The 19894-nt window shown below is 71.8% G+C and carries 11 protein-coding genes and 1 pseudogene; 7 read left to right on the forward strand and 5 right to left on the reverse strand.

All coding sequences use genetic code 11. The annotated features are described in order from the left end of the window. Window positions 1–130 precede the first annotated feature (130 nt). The 4 genes from ACQPXS_RS29910 (at window position 131) to ACQPXS_RS29925 (ending at window position 4050) form a co-directional block, all read left to right on the forward strand. A complete protein-coding gene (locus ACQPXS_RS29910) occupies window positions 131–1090 on the forward strand; it encodes an NAD-dependent epimerase/dehydratase family protein (RefSeq protein ID WP_351799385.1) in 960 nt (319 codons plus the stop codon). Next, window positions 1078–1827 carry a spherulation-specific family 4 protein gene (locus ACQPXS_RS29915; RefSeq protein WP_356301283.1) on the forward strand — a complete coding sequence of 250 codons (750 nt, stop codon included), beginning with the start codon at window positions 1078–1080 and terminating at the stop codon, window positions 1825–1827. Before ACQPXS_RS29910 ends, ACQPXS_RS29915 begins: the two co-directional genes overlap by 13 nt. Window positions 1828–1890: 63 nt before the next feature. Further along, window positions 1891–3069: an adenylyltransferase/sulfurtransferase MoeZ gene (gene moeZ, locus ACQPXS_RS29920; protein WP_323375512.1), complete on the forward strand. Its 1179-nt coding sequence runs from the start codon at window positions 1891–1893 to the stop codon at window positions 3067–3069. A 222-nt stretch (window positions 3070–3291) separates the two neighbouring features. Continuing rightward, the gene (locus ACQPXS_RS29925) at window positions 3292–4050 is read left to right on the forward strand and encodes a DUF6928 family protein (protein WP_433452347.1); all 759 of its coding nucleotides are present in this window, start codon (window positions 3292–3294) and stop codon (window positions 4048–4050) included. Window positions 4051–4596: 546 nt separating this feature from the next. Here ACQPXS_RS29925 and ACQPXS_RS29930 read toward each other — a convergent pair. From ACQPXS_RS29930 to ACQPXS_RS29950, 5 genes and pseudogenes are all read right to left on the reverse strand, one after another. Further along, window positions 4597–5010: a hypothetical protein gene (locus tag ACQPXS_RS29930; RefSeq protein ID WP_433452349.1), complete on the reverse strand. Its 414-nt coding sequence runs from the start codon at window positions 5008–5010 to the stop codon at window positions 4597–4599. A gap of 461 nt (window positions 5011–5471) precedes the next feature. After that, a pseudogene (locus tag ACQPXS_RS29935) lies at window positions 5472–5639 on the reverse strand (NUDIX hydrolase); the annotation flags it as partial. Window positions 5640–5727: 88 nt separating this feature from the next. Continuing rightward, window positions 5728–7284, reverse strand: a complete 1557-nt coding sequence (locus ACQPXS_RS29940; protein ID WP_433452350.1) for an alpha/beta hydrolase — start codon at window positions 7282–7284, stop codon at window positions 5728–5730. Window positions 7285–7461: 177 nt separating this feature from the next. Then, on the reverse strand, window positions 7462–9006 hold the full coding sequence (locus tag ACQPXS_RS29945) for an alpha/beta hydrolase (RefSeq protein WP_433452351.1): 1545 nt from the start codon (window positions 9004–9006) through the stop codon (window positions 7462–7464). Between the two features lie 94 nt (window positions 9007–9100). After that, window positions 9101–11893: a lysylphosphatidylglycerol synthase domain-containing protein gene (locus ACQPXS_RS29950; protein WP_433452353.1), complete on the reverse strand. Its 2793-nt coding sequence runs from the start codon at window positions 11891–11893 to the stop codon at window positions 9101–9103. Between the two features lie 186 nt (window positions 11894–12079). Here ACQPXS_RS29950 and ACQPXS_RS29955 point away from each other — a divergent pair, with 186 nt between their 5' ends. The 3 genes from ACQPXS_RS29955 (at window position 12080) to ACQPXS_RS29965 (ending at window position 19851) form a co-directional block, all read left to right on the forward strand. Further along, a complete protein-coding gene (locus tag ACQPXS_RS29955; protein ID WP_433452354.1) occupies window positions 12080–12466 on the forward strand; it encodes an MGMT family protein in 387 nt (128 codons plus the stop codon). A 257-nt stretch (window positions 12467–12723) separates the two neighbouring features. Continuing rightward, window positions 12724–16149: an ATP-dependent helicase gene (locus ACQPXS_RS29960; protein WP_433452355.1), complete on the forward strand. Its 3426-nt coding sequence runs from the start codon at window positions 12724–12726 to the stop codon at window positions 16147–16149. 114 nt (window positions 16150–16263) lie between these two features. Next, on the forward strand, window positions 16264–19851 hold the full coding sequence (locus tag ACQPXS_RS29965) for an ATP-dependent helicase (RefSeq protein WP_433452357.1): 3588 nt from the start codon (window positions 16264–16266) through the stop codon (window positions 19849–19851). Window positions 19852–19894: the final 43 nt, after the last annotated feature.

Consider the following 19894-nt stretch of genomic DNA (forward strand, 5'->3'; position numbering starts at 1 on the left):
CCGTCGCACCCTCTTGGCCCAGCGCACGCCACTGGCCCACGGCACCTGCCGGCCCCGCCGGCCACAGCAGCGCCACCAGTCACATCGGTCCCGCCGGTCACACCGGCGCCCACACCAGGGGAGCCGCCCGATGAGGGTCCTGCTGATCGGAGCCAACGGATACATCGGCCGCTTCGTCGCCGACCGGCTGCTCGCCGACCCGGCCGTCCAGCTCACCGCGCTCGGGCGCGGCGACGACGCCGACGTCCGCTTCGACCTCGCCACCGGCAGTCCCGGCGCGCTCACCCGCTTCCTGGACGCGGTCCACCCAGGGGTCGTCGTCAACTGCGCCGGCGCCATCCGCGGCGGCGCCCGCGAACTGACCCGGCACAACACCGTGGCCGTCGCCACCGTCTGCGAGGCCCTGCGCCGCAGCGGCTGCGGAGCCCGTCTGGTGCAGATCGGGTGCAGCTCCGAGTACGGCCCGAGCCAGCCCGGCTCCTCCACCGCCGAGGACGCCGTACCGCGCCCCGGCGGCCCGTACGGCGTGAGCAAGCTCGCCGCGACCGAGCTGGTCCTCGGTTCCGGACTGGACGCCGTCGTGCTGCGGGTGTTCTCCCCGGCCGGCCCCGGCACCCCGGCCGGCTCCCCGCTGGGCCGGCTCGCCGAGGCGATGCGGCGCGCGATGCAGTCCGGCGACGGCGAGCTCAAGCTGGGCGGCCTCGGCGTGCAGCGCGACTTCGTCGACGTACGCGACGTCGCCCGCGCCGTGCACGCCGCCTCGCTCTCCGCGGCGCAGGGCGTCATCAACATCGGCTCCGGCCGCGCCGTCCGCCTCCGTGACGCCGCAGCAGTCCTCGCGCGCGTGGCGGGATACGGCGGCGCCCTGCACGAACTCGACGCCCCGCCCGGCCCGCTGCGCAGCGCCATCGGCCACCCCCGCGCCGACGCCGAACACGCGGGCCCGGTGGCGTACCCCTACCCGGACGGCTGCGGCAGCTGGCAGCAGGCCGACGTGCGCACCGCGCGCGACCGGCTCGGCTGGCGGCCCCGCATCAACCTCGAAGAATCCCTGGCCGACATCTGGATGGAGGCGGCATGCCGCATCTGACCAGCACCACAGCGGGCGCCACGAACACCGGCCTGCGCACCGCCATCGGCGTACCCGGCTACGCCCACCCGCTCGTCGCCCCCGCCCAGTGGGCCGAACTCGCCCGCCCGGGCACCCCACTGGACTGGGTGGTGCTGAACGTCGCCGCCGGCCCCGGCACCCGCCCGGACCCGCACTGCCTGGAGGCCGCGGGCCGGCTGCGGGGAGCGGGCGTCCGGGTCCTCGGCCACCTGGACCTCACCCACGGCGCCCGCGCCTTCGCCGACCTGCTCTCCGACGCCCACCGCCACCTCGACTGGTACCGGGTCGACGGCTTCCTGCTCGACCGCTGCCCCACCGACCGCAGCGCGCTCCCCGAGGTCCGCCGCGTGGTCACCACGCTCCGGACGATCAGTGACACCGCCCACATCGTCCTCGGCCACGGCAGCCATCCGCACCCCGGGTACGCGGAGAACGCCGATCAACTGGTGACCTTCTCCGGCGCCTGGGCCGACTACCGCTGGTCGCAGGTCGCAGAATGGACCGCCGACTACCCGCCCGACCGCTTCTGCCACTTCGTGCACGGCGTGCCCCGCGGCCATCTGGAGGAGGCGCTGCGCATCGCCCGCTGGCAGGGTGCGGCGACGATCTACTTCACCGACCGCACGGACCGCGGCGGCCGCACCGACCCCTGGGAGACCATGCCCGGCTACTGGGACGAAATCGTCTCGCGTATCGGAACAGGTGTCTCGGAATGAAGAAGGCCGTGGCAGTGTTACGGGGAGAACAACTGTAGTGATTGACCGACCAACGGAGTCCCCGTGTCGCTGCCACCCCTGGTTGAGCCAGCCTCTGAGCTCACCGTAGACGAGGTCCGCAGGTACTCCCGCCACCTGATCATCCCCGACGTGGGCATGGACGGGCAGAAGCGGCTGAAGAACGCCAAGGTGCTCTGTGTGGGCGCCGGCGGCCTGGGTTCGCCGGCGCTGATGTACCTGGCCGCCGCGGGCGTGGGCACCCTCGGCATCGTGGAGTTCGACGAGGTGGACGAGTCGAACCTGCAGCGCCAGATCATCCACAGCCAGTCCGACATCGGCCGCTCCAAGGCCGAGTCCGCCCGTGACACCGTCAAGGGCATCAACCCGTACGTGAACGTGGTCCTGCACGAGGAGCGGCTCGAGGCCGACAACGTGATGGACCTGTTCAGCCAGTACGACCTGATCATCGACGGCACGGACAACTTCGCGACCCGCTACCTGGTCAACGACGCGTGCGTGCTGCTGAACAAGCCGTACGTGTGGGGTTCGATCTACCGCTTCGACGGCCAGGCCTCCGTCTTCTGGTCCGAGCACGGCCCCTGCTACCGCTGCCTCTACCCGGAGCCCCCGCCCCCCGGCATGGTCCCCTCCTGCGCCGAGGGCGGCGTCTTGGGCGTGCTCTGCGCGTCCATCGGCTCCATCCAGGTCAACGAGGCCATCAAGCTCCTCGCGGGCATCGGCGAGCCGCTGGTCGGCCGCCTGATGATCTACGACGCCCTGGAGATGACGTACCGCCAGGTCAAGGTCCGCAAGGACCCGAACTGCGCGGTCTGCGGCGAGAACCCGACCGTCACCGAGCTCATCGACTATGAGGCCTTCTGCGGCGTCGTGTCCGAGGAGGCCCAGGCGGCGGCCGCCGACTCCACGATCACTCCGAAGCAGCTCAAGGAGTGGATCGACGACGGCGAGAACATCGAGATCATCGACGTCCGCGAACCGAACGAGTACGAGATCGTCTCCATCCCGGGCGCCAGGCTGATTCCGAAGAACGAGTTCCTCATGGGCACCGCCCTGGAGGGCCTCCCGCAGGACAAGAAGATCGTCCTGCACTGCAAGACGGGTGTCCGCAGTGCGGAAGTCCTCGCCGTCCTGAAGTCCGCGGGCTTCGCCGACGCCGTCCACGTCGGCGGCGGCGTCATCGGCTGGGTCAACCAGATCGAACCGCACAAGCCGGTCTACTGATCAAGGGTCTCGCCGACCAGCGGGACTGAGGAAGCCCACGGCTCTGAGCTGCTCAGAGCCGTGGGCTTCTGTCGTTTTCTGTCGTTGTCGGTCGGTCGGCATCAGGTGACCTCGCGCGGTCCAGGGACGGCCCGGCTTGGCAGCCGGGCTGAGTCGCCTCCGTTGTCGGTGCGTGCGGCTATGGTGCGTTCGCCATCAAGGGCAACGCTCTGGGGAGGGGCTTTGGGAGCCAAGACGGGACTGCTGGTGTACGCCGACGGCGACGTGCCGGGCCTGCTGCGACAGGTGGACGCGGCGGACCTGGACCGGACGACCGCCATGATGCGGCGGCTCTACCCGGGCTGGGAGATCGAGGAGTGCGGGGGCTCGAATCTCTGGGACGGCGTCTACCCCCCGAAAGGAACGGCGTACGCGGCCAGCTGGCCGGGCGTGGATGTCATCGGCGACCAGAGGGTGATGATCGACGCCCCCTCTGAGCTCCCGGAACACCTCGTGGCGGCAAGCGCCGGCCGACGACTCGTCCTGCACGGGATGCACAGCGTGGTCGACTGGCTGGCGTTCGCCGTATGGGAGGACGGGCGCCTCGTCCGCTCCCTGAGCCTGTCCCCGGACAGCGGCATCATCGAGAACATCGGCGAACCGCTCCCCTTCGAACTGCCCTACTGGGCCGGAGACCGCCCGGCCGACACCGTCCCCTGGCCCGACGAGGAGGAAGAGCCCTACGCCCTGCCCTTTCACCCCTTGGAACTGGGCGAAGATGCGTTGCGTGCGCTCTGCGGCTTCATCCAGGAAGGCCGTCCGCAGCCCGATGATGTCGACGCGGAGGCCATCGAGTTGTACGGATTCCACGTGCGAGACCCACAAGGGCGTGATCGTGCCGAGCAGGAAGCGGCGCTACGGAAGGCGGTCGAAGCGATGCAGCCGCCGCGCGTTTACACCCTGGGGCCCGACGGCTCGCTGATCGAGCGCGACGGCCTGTAGCTCAGCTCAGCCACAACTGATCGGCGGCCGTGACCTGCGGCCGCCTGATCGATCAACGTTCTGACCTGCTGCTGAGCTGTCGGCAGTTGTCGACGTCGGTCATCGCCGAGCGCCCTGCCGCGGCGTGTCGAAACGGGGCTAGGTGGTTGCTCGTCGATCCGGCTGGGGCCGCCTTGGTGCGCCATCGTTCGCCGCCGTTGATGTCAACCTGCCGGCCTGCGCACTGATGGGCAACCCCCGTGCCCGCCGCTGGGCTTCGGCCCTCAGTTCCTCTGGGCGGCCGTGGCCTCATGATTGGCCATGCTCGATCCAGAACACTCGCGTGTTCTCCGCCATCAACTGGCTGAGGAGCGCTTGTGCCTGCTCGAAGTGCCAACCGTAGACTCCTGCCACCGCTGGAATAGGGCACGAGCGCTTCAACACCCCCTGAGCCGACCACAGTCGGTCGGAACTGGCGAGAGCAGTAGCTTCCATGAAGTTTCCAGCTGCGCCATGGCTGAGAGCCGCAGGCTGCCGACTGCTGCCGACAGAGCATGCGTCTCCTGCTCACCGTTCTCCCGCTCCCGGCACAACTCGCCTGTATCCGGCCTCTGCTGCGCGGCGGTACCACTCTTGAGCCTCATCTTCTTCACCATGCCGGCTCAGCCAATACGCCAGATTCGCCATGGCCGGCGGAGATCCGTAGGCCGCCGCGTGCCGGTAGACCACAAGGGCGTCATCTTGATCGCCCGCATGATCGAGGGCGAGCGCGAGGTTGAACAGCTGAAGTCCGGCCTTGTAAGGCGTCAACTTGGACAGATACTGCTGTTCGACATACTCCAGTCCGTCGCGGCGGTAGGCCTTGAGCAGGAGATCCGTCGCGCCTCTGGTACCCAGCGGGGTGGAAGCCCAGGCAAGCGGCAGACCAATGAAGATCGCCAGTACCGCGATCATCCACGACGCCCAGGTCGGTGCGCCCATCACAGAATGACTCCACCCCGTGACGGCTCCCATGACGAGCATCGCCGGGACTCCCACTGAGACCGCGAAGAGCAGCACGAGCGAACGTCTACTCCAACCGTAAGTCACTTCATAAGGTGAGCATGCGGAGCAACGGGCCTTCAAGGGCCGGTCACTCACTAAGCCGACGGAGCCTCAGTCAGGGCACCATCGATCGGCCGACAGCTCGGCAACACCTCGGCCACCGTTTTCCGTACGTACTCGTCCCTGGACAGATCACAACGGCAACGGCGAACCCTCGACCACCATGGAGTGTTGACCTCGTCGTCCCCAAGCAACTTGCGCTTGGCCCCTGCCTCGGGCCGGGTGCCTCTCACCTCGGCGGATGGTCTGCGGGCGTCCGCGCTTGTTCGCGGTGTACGTCGGCGTTGTCACGCAGTTGGACACTCAGGGCGACGGTTCTCCGATCCAGTCCTCACTGTCAGCTCCGCTTGGCGGGCTGGGCCATCCAAGCGAGTGAGCCACTCGACGGCTGTCGACTCGGTCGACGTGCGCTTGGTGCCACCGGAAGGCTTGCAGCGGAAGACCAAGGCCACGATGCCTCAGGTCGTGTTCATATGGACGCCGGTGAGTTCGTCGACCTCGATGTATTGCCTGACTTGCCGGTTTACTGAGCCGGTTCCCCGGTGTGGATGGGGCGGACCTCGGGTGCGTACGGCGCCCGGGCCCCCGTCCGTGTCAGGAGCAGACCTTGCCGTCCTTCGGCACCGTTCCGTTCAACAGGTAGGCGTTCACCGTCGAGTCGACGCAGTCGCTGCCGTTGCCGTACGCGCCGTGTCCCTCGCCCTTCCAGGTGAGTTCGATGCCGACGCCCTTGCCCAGTTCGTCGGCCATTCTGCGGGCGCCCTCGTAGGGTGTGGCCGGGTCGCCGGCGTTGCCGACCAGCAGGATCGGCGCCGCTCCCGGTGCGCTGACCTCCGGAGTCGTGTACTGGCCGGGCACCGGCCAGTCGTGGCACCAGCCGGCCGTGTCCCAGCCCAGGTAGTCCCCGAACACGGGCGAGATCCGCTCGAACTCCGCCAGCCGCTTCTTCGTCTCGGCGGGCGTCGGCCGCTCCTTCTCGTCCAGGCACGATATGACCCGCTGGGAATGGGTCGTCGTGCCGTAGTGACCCGAGGTGTCCCGGTCGTTGTATTCGTCCGCGAGCGCCAGCAGCGGTGAACCGTCGCCCCTCTCCGCCGAGTTGAGAGCAGCGGTCAGCCTCGGCCAGCCGGCCTCGCTGTACAGCGGCACGACGATTCCGGTGACCGCGAGGGTCTCGGTCAGCTTCCGTCCGGACGTGGCCGGCAGCGGTTTCGCGTCGATCCGCTTGAGCAGGGTCGCGATCTTCCGGCTGCCCTGTTCCGGGTCCTGGCCGGTCGACTTCAGGTAGTCGTCCAGTGCCCGCTGGAAGCCGCGGGTCTGGTTCTCGGCCTGGCCCACGGTGTCCGCGGTCGGGTCGACCACCGCGTCCAGGATCATTCGTCCCACCCGCTTCGGGAACAAGTGGGCGTACACACCGCCGAGTTCGGTGCCGTAGGAGACGCCGAAGTAGTGCATCCGCGGGTCGCCGAGGACCTGACGCATCAGGTCCATGTCGCGTGCGGTGTCGGTGGTGGACACATGGGCCAGCAGCTTGCCGGCAGCCTTCTGGCAGCCTTTGCCGAAGTCGGCGGCGTCCTGGAGGAACGCCTTCTCCTCCTGTGCGGTGTCCGGTGTGCCGTCCACGGTCTCGGCGGCCTCGATCTGCCGGTCGCCGCGGCAGCGGACGCCCTCGCTGGCGCCGACCCCGCGCGGGTCCCAGCTCACCACGTCGTAGCGCTCGCGGAGTCTCGAGACGGTGTTCGCGTAGTACGGCATCATCTCCAGGCCCGAACCGCCGGGGCCGCCGAAGTTGAACAGCAGCGAGCCGATACGGCTCCCGCCCGTCGCCTGCGCGCGGATCAGCGCCAGACCGATCGTCGCACCGTCCGGCTCGGACCAGTCCAGTGGCACCTTGAGCGTCGCGCACCGCCAGTCGCCGCTCGGCGCGGGGGAGTCCCCTGTGGCCTTGCACCCGTGCCAGTCGAGGCGCTGGGAGGTGAGGGAGGCGGGCAGGTTCGTCGCTGGCGAGGGCGGGGGAGCCGCGCTCGTGCTCTTGTCCTCGCCGCCCTCGTGCCCCTTCCCGTTGTCGCCCCTGTCCGACGAGCCGCCGCCGCAGCCGGCCACCAGCAGCGCCGCGGCCACCGCGGCCGTCCAGCGCAGGAATCGCCTCATGCGCACCCCCCTCACAGGCCCTTCGCGTCGTGCCGCGCCGGGCGTCCAGGCCATGGTAGGCACACCCGGCCGATCCTGTGGCGGGCTGTGGATAACGCCCTGACCTGTGGTTCTCGCAACTGCGGGGTGCTTCAGGCTGCCGGGAGGAGGCTCGGGGCGTTTCAGGCTCGAGGTGTTTCAGAAGCAGACCGTGCCGGCCTTCGGTTCCCTTCCCTCCAGCAGATAGCCGTTCACCGCGCGCTGCACGCACCGGTTCTTGCTGTCGTACGCACCGTGCCCCTGGCCCTTGTACGTCAGCTCGACGGCGACGCCCTTGCCGAGCGCGTCCACCATCTTCTTCGCGCCCTCGTAAGGGGTGGCCGGGTCGCCGGTGTTGCCGACGACGAGGATGGGCGCCGAGCCGGGCGCGCTGACGTCGGGATGGTCGGCGGCACCCGCCACGGGCCAGTCGGTGCAGCTGAGCATGCCCCAGGCCAGGTAGTCCCCGAACAGCGGGGAGACGGCACGGAACTCGGGCAGCTTTTGCTGGACGTAGTCGGCGGTGTACCGCGGCTTCTCGTCGGCGCAGTTGATGGCGATGTTCGCTGCGGTGATGTTGCTGTACTCGCCGTTCTCGCTGCGGCCGTTCAGCGAGTCGGACAGCAGCATGAGGATCTTCCCGTCGCCCGCGTACGCCTGCTCCAGGCCCGCGGTGAGGTACTGCCAGAAGTCCTTTGAGTACAGGGACTGCGCGATGCCGTTCGTCGCGGCGGTCTGGGTGAGCTGGCGTGGCGCGATGCCGGGGATGGGCCTCTTCTCCAGGTCGTTCAGCAGTTTCGCGATGCGGTTCTTCACATCCTGCGCAGTGGTGCCGACAGGGCACTGTGTGGTCTTCGAGGTGCAGTCCTCGGCGTAGTTGTCCAGCGCGAGCTGGAAGCCCTTGGCCTGTCCGAGCGCGCTCTGTTCGGGGTTCTGCGTGGGGTCGACGACGGCGTCGAGCACGGCCCGGCCGACGTTCTTGGGGAACAGGTGGGCGTACACGCCGCCGAGTTCGGTGCCGTAGGAGATGCCGAAGTAGTGCAGCTTGTCGTCGCCGAGGACCTGGCGCATCAGGTCCATGTCGCGGGCCGCGTCGGTGGTCGCGACGTGCGGCAGGATCTTCTTGGAGTTCTTCTCGCAGGCCCCGTTGAACTGCTTGGTACGGGCGAGGAGTCGGGCCCGTTCGGCGCTGTCGTCGGGTGTCGCGTCCTGCTGGAAGTACGTGTCCAGTTGGGAGTCGGTCTCGCACTCCACCGGGGCGCTGCGGCCGACCCCGCGCGGGTCGAAGCTGACCAGGTCGTAGCGGGTGCGCAGGGCGGCGTAGTCCGAGCCGAACGCGGGCAGCGTGCTGACGCCGCTGCCGCCGGGGCCGCCGAAGTTGAACACGAGTGAGCCGATCCGCTTGCTCGCGGGGCCGCTGGCCTTGGCGCGGATCAGGGCGATGCCGATGGTGTCGCCCGTCGGCTTGCTCCAGTCCAGGGGGGCCTGCATGGTGGCGCACTGCCATCTGCCGCCGTTCGGCAGCGGAGACGGGGCGCTGCCGCCGCCCTCGGCCTCGGACGGAGCCGGGCAGTCCTTCCAGTCCAGCGTCTGCGTGGTGAGGTCGCCGGCCTCGGCGCGGTCGCCGCATCCGGCCAGCAGGGCCGAGAGCAGCAGGGCAGCGGTGGTCAGGGCGGCGGCGCGCAGCCGGGTGGGGTTCGCCATGCTTCCATCCTGGAGGCGCGCACGCCGGGGCGCGCGGGGCGCGAGCCGTACGAGGTACGCGCACACCCGCGCCGGCGGGATACGCGCGCGTGCCCTACAGGGCTCCCTTGCGGGTGAGCTGGTTGAAGGCCAGCCAGCCCGGCAGCACCGGCAGCCACAGCGTCAGCAGGCGGTACAGCAGCACGGCCGGGGCGGCGACCTCCTTGGGCAGGCCGACGGCGATCAGGCCGACCGTCAGGGTCGCCTCCACGGCGCCCACGCCGCCCGGGGTGGGCGCCGCGGAGCCGAGCGCGTTGCCGGCGAGGAAGACCACGGCGACGCTGGCGATGCTGAGCGAGGTCGAGCCGTCGCCGAACGCCCGGATGGAGGCGTCCAGGCACATCACGAAGCAGAACGTCAGCAGCAGGATGCCGCCGATGCCGGTGATCAGCTTCTGCGGCCGCTGCAGCACGTCGAGCATGCGGGGCACGACACCCGCGAAGAGCGACCGCACGCGCGTGACGACGAATTTCCGCATGAACGGCACCGAGGTCACCACCAGCACCAGCACCGCGACCGTCAGCAGGCCTGCGATGACCGTCCGGGACGGCGACAGGGACGGCGTCTTCTCGGTGCCGGTGAGATAGCCGAAGGAGAGCAGCATCAGGATGTGGAAGCCGAGCCCGGCCAGCTGTGAGGCGCCCACGCTGGCCACCGCGAGCCCCGGCCGGACCCCCGCGCGCTGCAGATACCGCGTGTTGAGGGCCACACCGCCGACCGCGGCCGGTGCCACGATCTTCACGAACGAGCCGGCCACCTGAGCCGCCACGGCCCGCAGGAACGGAACCCGCTCCGGCACGAACCCCAGAAGCTGCATCGCCGCCGCCACGTAGCTGACCGCCGAGAACAGCACGGCGGCGGCGACCCATCCCCACTGGGCGTTGGCCACGAGCGGCCCGAACTCGATGTGGGTGAGCTGCGTCAGCAGGAAGTACGCGCCGATGGCACCGGCGAAGACGCTGATCAGCGTGCGCGGCCGCACCCGCTCCAGCCGGGCCGGCTCCACCGGCGCCTGCGGCCTGATCCGCAGCACCTCATGGCGGATCAGGGTGAGCAGATCCTCCTCACGCGCTTCCTCGAGGGCCTCGTCGATGGCCCGCTTCTCCGCCCGCGCCTGGGCGCGTACGGCTTTCTTGTCGGCTTTGCCGACGGCCTCAGCGCCCTCCGCTGCGGCTTCCTCCGCCCGCACCTGCTTGGCCTGCCGGGAGGCCTCCAGAACCGCCTCGCGCTCTCGCTGGGCCTGTTCCCGGGCCAGTTTGCGCAGCGTCGCGCGCGTGGAGCGCGTCAGGGCGATCGGCTGGAGCAGCGGCAGGCAGTCGGCGACCGCGTCGGGTCCGAGCACCCTCACCGCCGAGGCCACCGCGCGCTCGGCGCCCACCCGCAGACCGAGCGTCGTGAGCAGCTGGGCCACGTCCATGCGCAGCAGCAGCTCGCCGGCCGCGATCTCACCGCCGCGCAGTTCGGTGAGGATCACCCTGCCGGAACGATCCACCAGAATGGCGTCACCCGCGAGCCTGCGGTGTGCGATGCGCCGCGACTGCAGCGCCTGCACCTGGTGCCAGGTGTTGCGCAGCAGCTCGTCGGTGATCTCCTCGTCGGCCAGTGAGTCGAGGGTGCGCCCGCCGGTGTGCTCGTAGACGAGCATGACGGCGTCGGGACCGAGTTCGGAGGTGGCGATCAGCTTGGGCGCGTTGGCGCCGGCCGCGATCGCCGCGTACGCCAGCAGTGCCTCCTGTTCCAGCGCCTGGCGCAGTGACTGGAGGCTGGAGCGGGTGGCGAAGCCGCGCAGGGTGAGATTGCGCCACGCGCGGTAGAAGAAGCCCTGGGCCTGCTGTTCCCGGTCCACGACCGTGACGTCCAGCGGCGGGCCGTCCTCCAGAGTGACGAAGTAGCGCCGGCCGCGGTCGCCGTTCTCCGTCTCCACGGCCTCCTCGCGGGCCGCGCTGACAGGGTGGAAGCCCACGTGCCTGAGGCCGGCCATCAGGGTCTGCCCGGTGGGGCGCACGTTGGGGGAGCCGACCGCGTACAGCGTGCCGTAGGCGATGGTCCAGCCGATCAGCACCGTCAGGATGATCGAGAACGGGGTCGTGTAGCCGGTGACCAGCATCGAGAACGCGTCGAGCAGCAGCACGATCCACAGCACCGCGCGCCATCTGGGTCTGCGGGACATGCCGACGGCCGTCATGTAGGCGATGACGGGTGCCAGATAGCCGTGTACGGGGTCGGTCAGGGCGTGGATGTCGCCCGGGGAGGGCTGGGTGAGCGCCTCCTGGATCGAGTCCGGGGCGGCTCGTGCGACCCACAGGTCGGTGGCGAGGGTCACTCCGTGGGCGAGGACCGCCGCGAGGACGCCGTCGGCGATGCGCAGCCCGTCACGTTTGATCAGCCGTTCGATCGCGAAGGCGACCGGCACCAGCAGGATGGCGATGCTGGACGCCAGACCCGCGATCTTGATGAGCAGGTCGGGGGCCTGACCGGTGCCCTTGTTGATGTCCTGCTCGAAGCCCGAGGTGGTGCCGTGCGCGAACGCGGCGATCGCGAGCAGCACCACGATGGCGAGCACGCCCACCAGGAGCCGCATGAGGTCCGAGGGGCGGTGCACGCGCGCGGGGAGCAACGGTTCGTCGCCCTCCACGGCCTCGGCGTGCGGATCGTCGTCGGCACCCGGACCATGACCGGGAGGCGTGTTCTCCGGGACGTGCGCTCCCTCGGTGTCGTCGCCTGCGTCGGCCGCGCTGTTCTCACGCGCGCGCGTGCTGTCGTCCTGCGCGCCGTCGGCGGTGTCGGGGCGCGCGGCGGCGGCAGGGGTGCCCGCCGCGCCTTCGGGGTGCACGCCCTGCTGCTTCATCGTCTCTTCTTGGTCTCGTATCACCAGTCACCGCCCGCACGATGGTGGCATGCCCCACCGACACACGGGGGCATCAGGGTGCGGATGCGCGGGCGCACAGTCTGCCGGAAGCGCCGCCCGGGGGCGAGAGGGCCGCTCCCCGCGGTCCGCGCCGCGATGTCGGTGGGGTGCGGCAGGATGGGGCGAATGAGCGAGCGGAGCCCTGGCGAGGACACCCACGAGGAGTACGCGGACGCGCTGCCGGAGTACGCCGAGCGGGTCCTCGAGGTCGCCGAGCGGATCCCGCCGGGGCGGGTCATGACGTACGGCGATGTCGCCGAGTGGCTTGACGAAGGCGGACCGCGCCAGGTCGGCCGGGTGATGTCGCTCTACGGAGGTGCCGTCCCGTGGTGGCGTGTGGTGCGCGCCGACGGGGCGCTGCTGCCCGGCCACGAACTGCGCGCGCTCGCCCACTACCGCGCGGAGGGCACGCCGCTGAAGGAGGCGGCCAGGAGCGCCGAGGGGCATCTGCCGCGGATCGACATGCGGCGGGCCCGATGGGACGGCGGAACGGACGCGGGTGGTCACATCTGACAGCTTCCGCCATCCGATGCCCTCGGGGAGAGCCCGTAGCCCGTATGGGTGACGTGGGGGACATCCGTGGCATGACGTACGTTCGTGGGTTGTGGGACTTACGTGGCACCAGCGCCGCGAGGGAAGAAGCGGAAGCCCTGCTTCCGTCCCCTGCGGCGGCGTAGCGTCGGCTGCGCGTGTCCCCCTCACCCCGCGGCCACCGCCCCGCACGCGTGACCGCCCGCCCATCAGCACGAACACCAGGACCGGCCGATCACGTGAGCTCCTCTTCCTCCACCAGGCGCCTGCCGCACCCCCCGGTGCGGCAGGCGGGTCGTGGCGCTTACCGACTGGTCCGTACCCCGCCGGCCGCCGTCGACCCCCCTCGTCTGGACGCGGCACAGCGCGCCGTGGTTGACCACCGCGCCGGCCCCCTGCTCGTCCTCGCCGGTCCCGGCACCGGCAAGACCACCACGCTCGTGGAGTCCGTGGCCGCCCGGATCGCCCGCGGCGCCGATCCCGAGCGCATCCTGGTGCTGACCTTCAGCCGCAGGGCCGCCGTCGACCTGCGCGACCGCATGGCCCTGCGGATCGGCGCCGCCCGCGCGCCCCGCGCGACCACGTTCCACTCGTTCTGCTACGCACTGGTGCGCGCCCACCAGGACAGCGATCTGTTCGCCGAGCCGCTGCGGCTGCTCTCCGGCCCCGAGCAGGACGTCACCGTCCGTGAGCTGCTCGCCGGGCAGCCCGAACTGCAGCGGCTCGGACTGGCGCACATGCGCTGGCCCGACGAGCTGCGCGCCTGTCTGACCACCCGTGGCTTCGCCGACGAGGTCCGCGCGGTCCTCGCCCGCAGCCGCGAGCTGGGCCTCGGTCCTGATGCGCTGGACGCCTTCGCCCGCCGTATCGGCCGCCCCGACTGGCGCGCCGCGGCCGCGTTCCTCGCGGAGTACCTGGACGTGCTCGACATGCAGGGCGTGATCGACTACGCGGAACTGGTCCACCGCGCGGTCCTGCTCGCCCGCCGCCCCGAGGCCGCCACGCGGCTCGCCGCCCAGTACGACGCCGTGTACGTCGACGAGTACCAGGACACCGACCCGGCCCAGGTACGGCTCCTGCACGCGCTGGCCGGCGGTGGACGGACCCTGGTCGCCTTCGGCGACCCCGACCAGTCGATCTACGCCTTCCGGGGCGCCGACGTGAACGGCATCCTCGACTTCCCGGCGGCCTTCCCGCGCGCGGACGGCCGTCCCGCCCCTATCGAGGTGCTGCGCACCTCCCGCCGCTCCGGCGCCGCCCTGCTGGCCGCCACGCGCCTGATCACCCAGCGCATGCCGCTGCCCAGGCTGCCCGCCGACAAGGTCCGCGCCCACCGCGAGCCGGCCGCCCTGCGGGACGGGGGCCGCGTCGAGGTCTACACGTACCCGACGGCCGGTACAGAACTGGACAACATCGCGGACATCCTGCGCCGCGCGCACCTGGAGGACGGCGTCGCCTGGAGCGACATGGCCGTCCTGGTCCGGGCCGGCTCCCGCACCCTGCCCACCCTCCGCCGCGCCCTCACCGCGGTCGGCGTTCCGCTGGACATCGACGGCGACGACCTGCCCCTGCGCCACGAACCGGCGGTTGCCCCCCTGCTGACGGCCCTGCGCGCGGTGGCCACGGCGGAGGCCCTGAGCCACGAGGAGAACGCAGGGGCTCCCGTCCTTTCCGAAGAACCCGGGGAACCTGGAGAACGCGAAAAGACCGCCTCTGAAGAGGCTGCCGCCGCGGACGCCACTCCCGCGGACGCCGCCCCCGAGGACACCGCAGAGCCGGCCCCGGACGTCTCCTGGCTCGACACCGAGACCGCGCTCACCCTGCTCGCCTCCCCCCTCGCCGGCATGGACCCGGCCGACCTGCGCCGCCTCGGCCGTGCCCTGCGCTGGGAGGAGCGGGCGGCCGGCAACCCGCTGCCGCCCCCCTCGGACGTACTGCTCGCACGAGCGCTCGCGGAACCCGAGCGCCTGGCCGTGCACGACCCGGCGTACGCGCGCGGGGCGCAGCGCCTCGGCGCGCTGCTCCGCAAGGCCCGCGAACGGCTCGCGGGCGGCGGTACGGCCGAGGAGGCGCTGTGGGACCTGTGGGAGGGCACGCCGTGGCCCGCGCGCCTGGAACGGGCCGCCCGGCGCGGCGGCGCGGCCGGCCGCAACGCCGACCGGGACCTGGACGCCGTCTGCGCGCTGTTCGCCACCGCCGCGCGCGCGGAGGAGCGCACCGGAGGCCGCGGCGCGCTGAACTTCCTGGAGGAGATCGACGCCGAGGACATCGCCGCCGACACGCTCACGCGCCGCGCCGTACGCCCCGACGCCGTCCGTCTGATGACCGCGCACCGCGCCAAGGGCCTTCAGTGGCGGCTCGTCGTCGTCGCCGGTGTCCAGGAGGGCCTGTGGCCCGACCTGCGCCGGCGTGGCTCCCTCCTGGAGGCCGACCGCATCGGCCGCGACGGACTCGCCGAACCGCTCACACCGGGCGCACTGCTCGCCGAGGAGCGCCGCCTGTTCTACGTGGCCGCCACACGCGCGCGCGACCGTCTCGTCGTCACCGCGGTGAAGGCACCGGCCGACGACGGCGACCAGCCGTCCCGCTTCCTGACCGAGCTCGGCGTCGAGCCCCGGGACGTCACCGGCCGCCCCCGCCGCCCGCTGTCCGTGGCCGCGCTCGTCGCCGAGCTGCGCGCCACCACGGTCGACCCGCGCGCGTCCGCCGCCCTGCGGGAGGCCGCCGCCCGCCGCCTGGCCCGGCTCGCCGCCCTCGCCGACGAGGACGGCCGCCCCCTGGTGCCCTCGGCGCACCCCTACCGCTGGTGGGGCATGTACGACCCCACGGAGAGCAAGGTTCCGCTGCGCCACCGCGACCGGCCGGTCGTGCTCTCCGGCAGCGCCCTCGACCAGCTCGCCAACACCTGTGCGCTCCAGTGGTTCCTCGGCAGAGAGGTGAAGGCGGACGCCCCGGCCACCACCGCACAGGGCTTCGGCAACGTCGTCCACGTCCTCGCCGACGAGGTCGCCTCCGGCCGCAGCCCGGCCGACCTCGACGTCCTCATGGAGCGCCTGGACTCGGTGTGGAACGCGCTGGCCTTCGACGCGCCCTGGAAGTCGCAGCAGGAGAAGGACAACGCGCGCGTGGCGCTCGAACGCTTCCTGAACTGGCATGTACTGGACCGCACCGGCCGCACCCCGGTGGCGAGCGAGCAGGACTTCGACGTCACCCTCGAAGCCGGTGACTACGAGGTCCGCATCCGCGGCCAGATGGACCGCGTGGAGACGGATGGCGAGGGCCGTGCCTACGTCGTGGACTTCAAGACGGGCAAGCAGGCACCGAGCGCCGCCGAGGTGGCCCGCCATCCCCAGCTCGCCGTCTACCAGCTCGCCGTCCGGGAAGGCGCCGTGGACGAGGCCTTCGACGGCGTACGTCCCGAACCCGGAGGCGCCGAACTGGTGCACCTCAGGCAGGGCGCCGCCAAGCGCGACGGGGGCGACAGCGTGCCCAAGGTGCAGACCCAGGAGCCGCTGGCGGGGGAGTGGGTCGGCGAGCTGCTGGCCACCGCCGCCGGCAAGGTCCTCGACGAGCGGTTCGCGCCGAACACCGGCCAGCACTGCACCCACTGCGCGTTCCGCGCCTCGTGCAGCGCCCGGCCAGAGGGGCGGCACGTCGTCGACTGAGCCACCGCCAGGTGCCGGAGTGACGCATGGCACCACATGGGCTGACCTGCGCTTCTTCCTCCCCGAAGGGCGGAACGGCGCTCGACTGTCAGTCCCCGCCGCTAGCCTTCCGGCATGCCCGCCCGTATCAGCGATCCCGAGCAGCTCAAGGAGCTCCTCGGCATCCCGTTCACCCCGGAGCAGACGGCCTGCATCACCGCGTCGCCCGCCCCGCAGGTGATCGTGGCCGGAGCCGGGTCGGGCAAGACCACCGTGATGGCCGCCCGCGTGGTCTGGCTGGTCGGCACCGGCCAGGTCGCTCCCGAACAGGTCCTCGGCCTGACCTTCACCAACAAGGCCGCCGGCGAACTGGCCGAACGCGTCCGCAGGGCCCTGATCAAGGCCGGCGTCACCGACCCGGACGTCATCGATCCCGACAACCCGCCCGGCGAGCCCGTGATCTCGACGTACCACGCCTTCGCCGGCCGCCTCCTCACCGACCACGGTCTGCGCCTCGGCCTGGAGCCCACCTCCCGGCTGCTCGCCGACGCCACCCGCTACCAGCTCGCCGCGCGCGTGCTGCGCGAGGCACCCGGCCCCTACCCCGCGCTGACCCGCTCCTTCGCCGACCTCGTCAGCGACCTGCTCGCCCTCGACTCCGAGCTCGCCGAACACCTCGTCGACCCCGAGGAACTGCGCTCCTGGGACGCGGACCTGCTGCGCACCCTCCAGAGCGCCAAGCTCACCAACGCCGACCTGCGCAAGGTGCCCGAGACGGCCGCCGCCCGCCGCGAACTGGCCGACCTCGTCCGCCGCTACCGGAGGGCCAAGCGCGAACGCGACCTGCTCGACTTCGGCGACCAGATCGCCCTGTCCGCCCGCCTCGCCCGCATCCCCGAGGTGGGCCGGCTGCTGCGGGAGGAGTTCCGCGTGGTGCTCCTGGACGAGTACCAGGACACCTCCGTGGCCCAGCGCGTCATGCTGGCGGGCCTGTTCGGCGGCGGCACGGGCCATCCGGTGACCGCGGTCGGCGACCCCTGCCAGGCCATCTACGGCTGGCGCGGCGCCTCCGTCGCCAACCTGGACGACTTCCCCGCGCACTTCGCGCACGCCGACGGCCGCCCAGCCACCCGGCAGGCCCTCAGCGAGAACCGTCGCAGCGGCGGCCGCCTCCTCGACCTCGCCAACGGCCTCGCCGAACCCCTGCGCGCCATGCACGCGGGCGTGGAGGCCCTGCGCCCGGCCCCCGGCGCCGAGTACGACGGCACGGTCCGCTGCGCCCTGCTCCCGACCCACGCCGAGGAGATCGACTGGATCGCCGGCTCGATCGCCCACCTCGTGCACACCGGCACGGCCCCCGGCGAGATCGCCGTACTGTGCCGTACGGCGACCGACTTCGCCGAGATCCAGGGCGCCCTCGTCGCCCGGGACGTCCCCGTCGAGGTGGTCGGCCTGTCCGGGCTGCTGCACCTCCCCGAGGTCGCCGACCTCGTCGCCGTCTGCGAGGTCCTGCAGGACCCCGGCGCCAACGCCGCCCTGGTCCGCCTGCTGACCGGCCCCCGCTGGCGCATCGGCCCCCGCGACCTCGCCCTGCTGGGCCGCCGCGCCCGCCTGCTGGTCGCCCACGCGCGCGTGGACGACACCGACGACCCCGACCGCAGGCTCGCCGCCGCCGTCGAAGGAGTCGACCCGGCCGAGGTGATATCGCTCGCGGACGCCCTCGACACCTTCCTCGAAGCACCCATGGACGCCGAGGCGGATGACGACGGGCTGCCGTTCTCACCGGACGCGCGCGTGCGCTTCGCGCGCCTGGCCGCCGAACTGCGCGATCTGCGCCGCTCGCTGTCCGACCCGCTGATGGACGTCCTGCACCGCGTGCTCGCCGTCACCGGCCTGGAGGTGGAGCTGTCGGCGTCCCCGCACGCCCTGGCCGCCCGCCGCCGCGAGACCCTGTCCAACTTCCTGGATGTCGCCGCGTCCTTCGCGGCGAGCGACGGCGAGGCCACCCTGCTCGCTTTCCTCGGCTTCCTGCGCACCGCCGCGCAGTACGAGAAGGGACTCGACAACGCCCTGCCCGGCGGCGAGAACACCGTCAAGGTGCTCACCGCCCACAAGTCCAAGGGCCTGGAGTGGGACGTCGTCGCCGTCCCCGGACTGGTCAAGGGCACCTTTCCCAGCGCACAGGGCCGCGAGAAGTGGACGGCGCAGGCCAAGGTGGTGCCGCACGCCCTGCGCGGCGACACCGACACCCTGCCCGACGTCGACAGCTGGGACGCGCGCGGCATGAAGGCCTTCCACGAGGCCATGAAGGACCACCAGCACACCGAGGAGCTCCGCCTCGGCTACGTCACGTTCACCCGCCCCCGCTCCCTCCTGCTCGGATCCGGCCACTGGTGGGGGCCCAGCCAGAAGAAGCCGCGCGGTCCCTCCGACTTCCTCCAGGCCCTGCACGACCACTGCGCCGCCGGATACGGCGAGATCGAGGCCTGGGCCGAGGAGCCCGCCGAGGACGAAGAGAATCCCGCCCTGCACGCGGCCGGCGCCGACCAGGTGTGGCCGCTCCCGCTGGACGCCGCGGCCCTGGCCCGCCGCCGCGCGGCCGCCGAGACCGTCCTCGCCCACCTGGACACCCTCGCCACCCAGGACACGGCCCACCCGCCGGCCGCCCACGACCCCGCCGCCCTCGACGACCCGGACTGGCCCCCGCCCCCGGACGACGATCCCTACGGCGAGGAGCCGTACGGTGACTTTCCGCACGACGGGGATCCGTACGACGAGGATTCGTACGGTGACGATCACTTTCTTTACGACGAGGACGTGCCGGCCGGCGAGGGCCCCCGGGGCGCCGCGGTCGCCGTCGGCGACGAGGAACCGCCGCACGACGCGTCCGCCCCCGCCCCGGACGCCCCCGCCCGCCGGGACGCCTGGCGCGCCGGCCGGCCCACGGTCCCGCACCAGGCGCCCGCCCCGCCGCACCACCTCCGCCCCGCCGAGCCGCGGAACCTTACCGACCTCACTCCGGAGGAGGCCCGCACCATCGCCTCCTGGGACCGTGACCTGGACGCGCTCACCGGAGAGCTGCTGCGCGCCCGGCAGACCGTCACCGACGTCCCGCTGCCCGCCGCGCTCACCGCCTCCCAGCTGCTGCGCCTGGCCGAGGACCCGGAGGGGCTCGCGCAGGAACTCGCGCGCCCCATGCCACGCCCTCCGCAACCGGCCGCACGCCGGGGCACCCGGTTCCACGCCTGGGTCGAAGCCCGCTTCGAGGAGCTGACGCTGCCCCTGCTGGAGCCCGACGAGCTGCCGGGCAGCGACGCCGAGATCGCCGACGAACAGGACCTGGAAGCCCTGAAGGAGGCCTTCGAACGCACCGAGTACGCCCGGCGCACCCCCTACCGGGTCGAAGCGCCCTTCCAGCTCACCCTCGCCGGCCGCGTCGTACGGGGCCGCATCGACGCGGTCTACAGACACGGCGACGGCGACGGCGCGACGTACGAGATCGTCGACTGGAAGACCAGCCGCACCCGCACCGCCGATCCGCTCCAGCTCGCCGTGTACCGGCTGGCCTGGGCCGAGCAGCAGGGCGTGCCGCCCGAGTCGGTCACGGCCGCCTTCCTGTACGTGCGCACCGGCGAGGTCGTACGGCTGCGGGACCTGCCGGACCGGGCCGCCCTGGAACGGCTCCTCACGGAAGACGCCGAAACGGCGAACCAGGCAAGCTGAGTGTGACGAACCGCCCGCCGAGGATGTCGGCGCGGGCCGATAG

Origin of the sequence: Streptomyces sp. CA-142005 (assembly GCF_050942335.1) — a bacterium.
GTDB lineage: Bacteria > Actinomycetota > Actinomycetes > Streptomycetales > Streptomycetaceae > Streptomyces.

Excerpts from the sequence above, each read along its gene's own strand:
- ACQPXS_RS29910 (WP_351799385.1), top strand. The coding sequence starts at position 131 with ATGAGGGTCCTGCTGATCGGAGCCAACGGATACATCGGCCGCTTCGTC.
- ACQPXS_RS29915 (WP_356301283.1), top strand. The coding sequence starts at position 1,078 with ATGCCGCATCTGACCAGCACCACAGCGGGCGCCACGAACACCGGCCTG.
- ACQPXS_RS29930 (WP_433452349.1), bottom strand. The coding sequence starts at position 5,010 with ATGGGCGCACCGACCTGGGCGTCGTGGATGATCGCGGTACTGGCGATC.
- ACQPXS_RS29940 (WP_433452350.1), bottom strand. The coding sequence starts at position 7,284 with ATGAGGCGATTCCTGCGCTGGACGGCCGCGGTGGCCGCGGCGCTGCTG.
- ACQPXS_RS29945 (WP_433452351.1), bottom strand. The coding sequence starts at position 9,006 with ATGGCGAACCCCACCCGGCTGCGCGCCGCCGCCCTGACCACCGCTGCC.
- ACQPXS_RS29950 (WP_433452353.1), bottom strand. The coding sequence starts at position 11,893 with ATGAAGCAGCAGGGCGTGCACCCCGAAGGCGCGGCGGGCACCCCTGCC.
- ACQPXS_RS29955 (WP_433452354.1), top strand. The coding sequence starts at position 12,080 with ATGAGCGAGCGGAGCCCTGGCGAGGACACCCACGAGGAGTACGCGGAC.
- ACQPXS_RS29965 (WP_433452357.1), top strand. The coding sequence starts at position 16,264 with ATGCCCGCCCGTATCAGCGATCCCGAGCAGCTCAAGGAGCTCCTCGGC.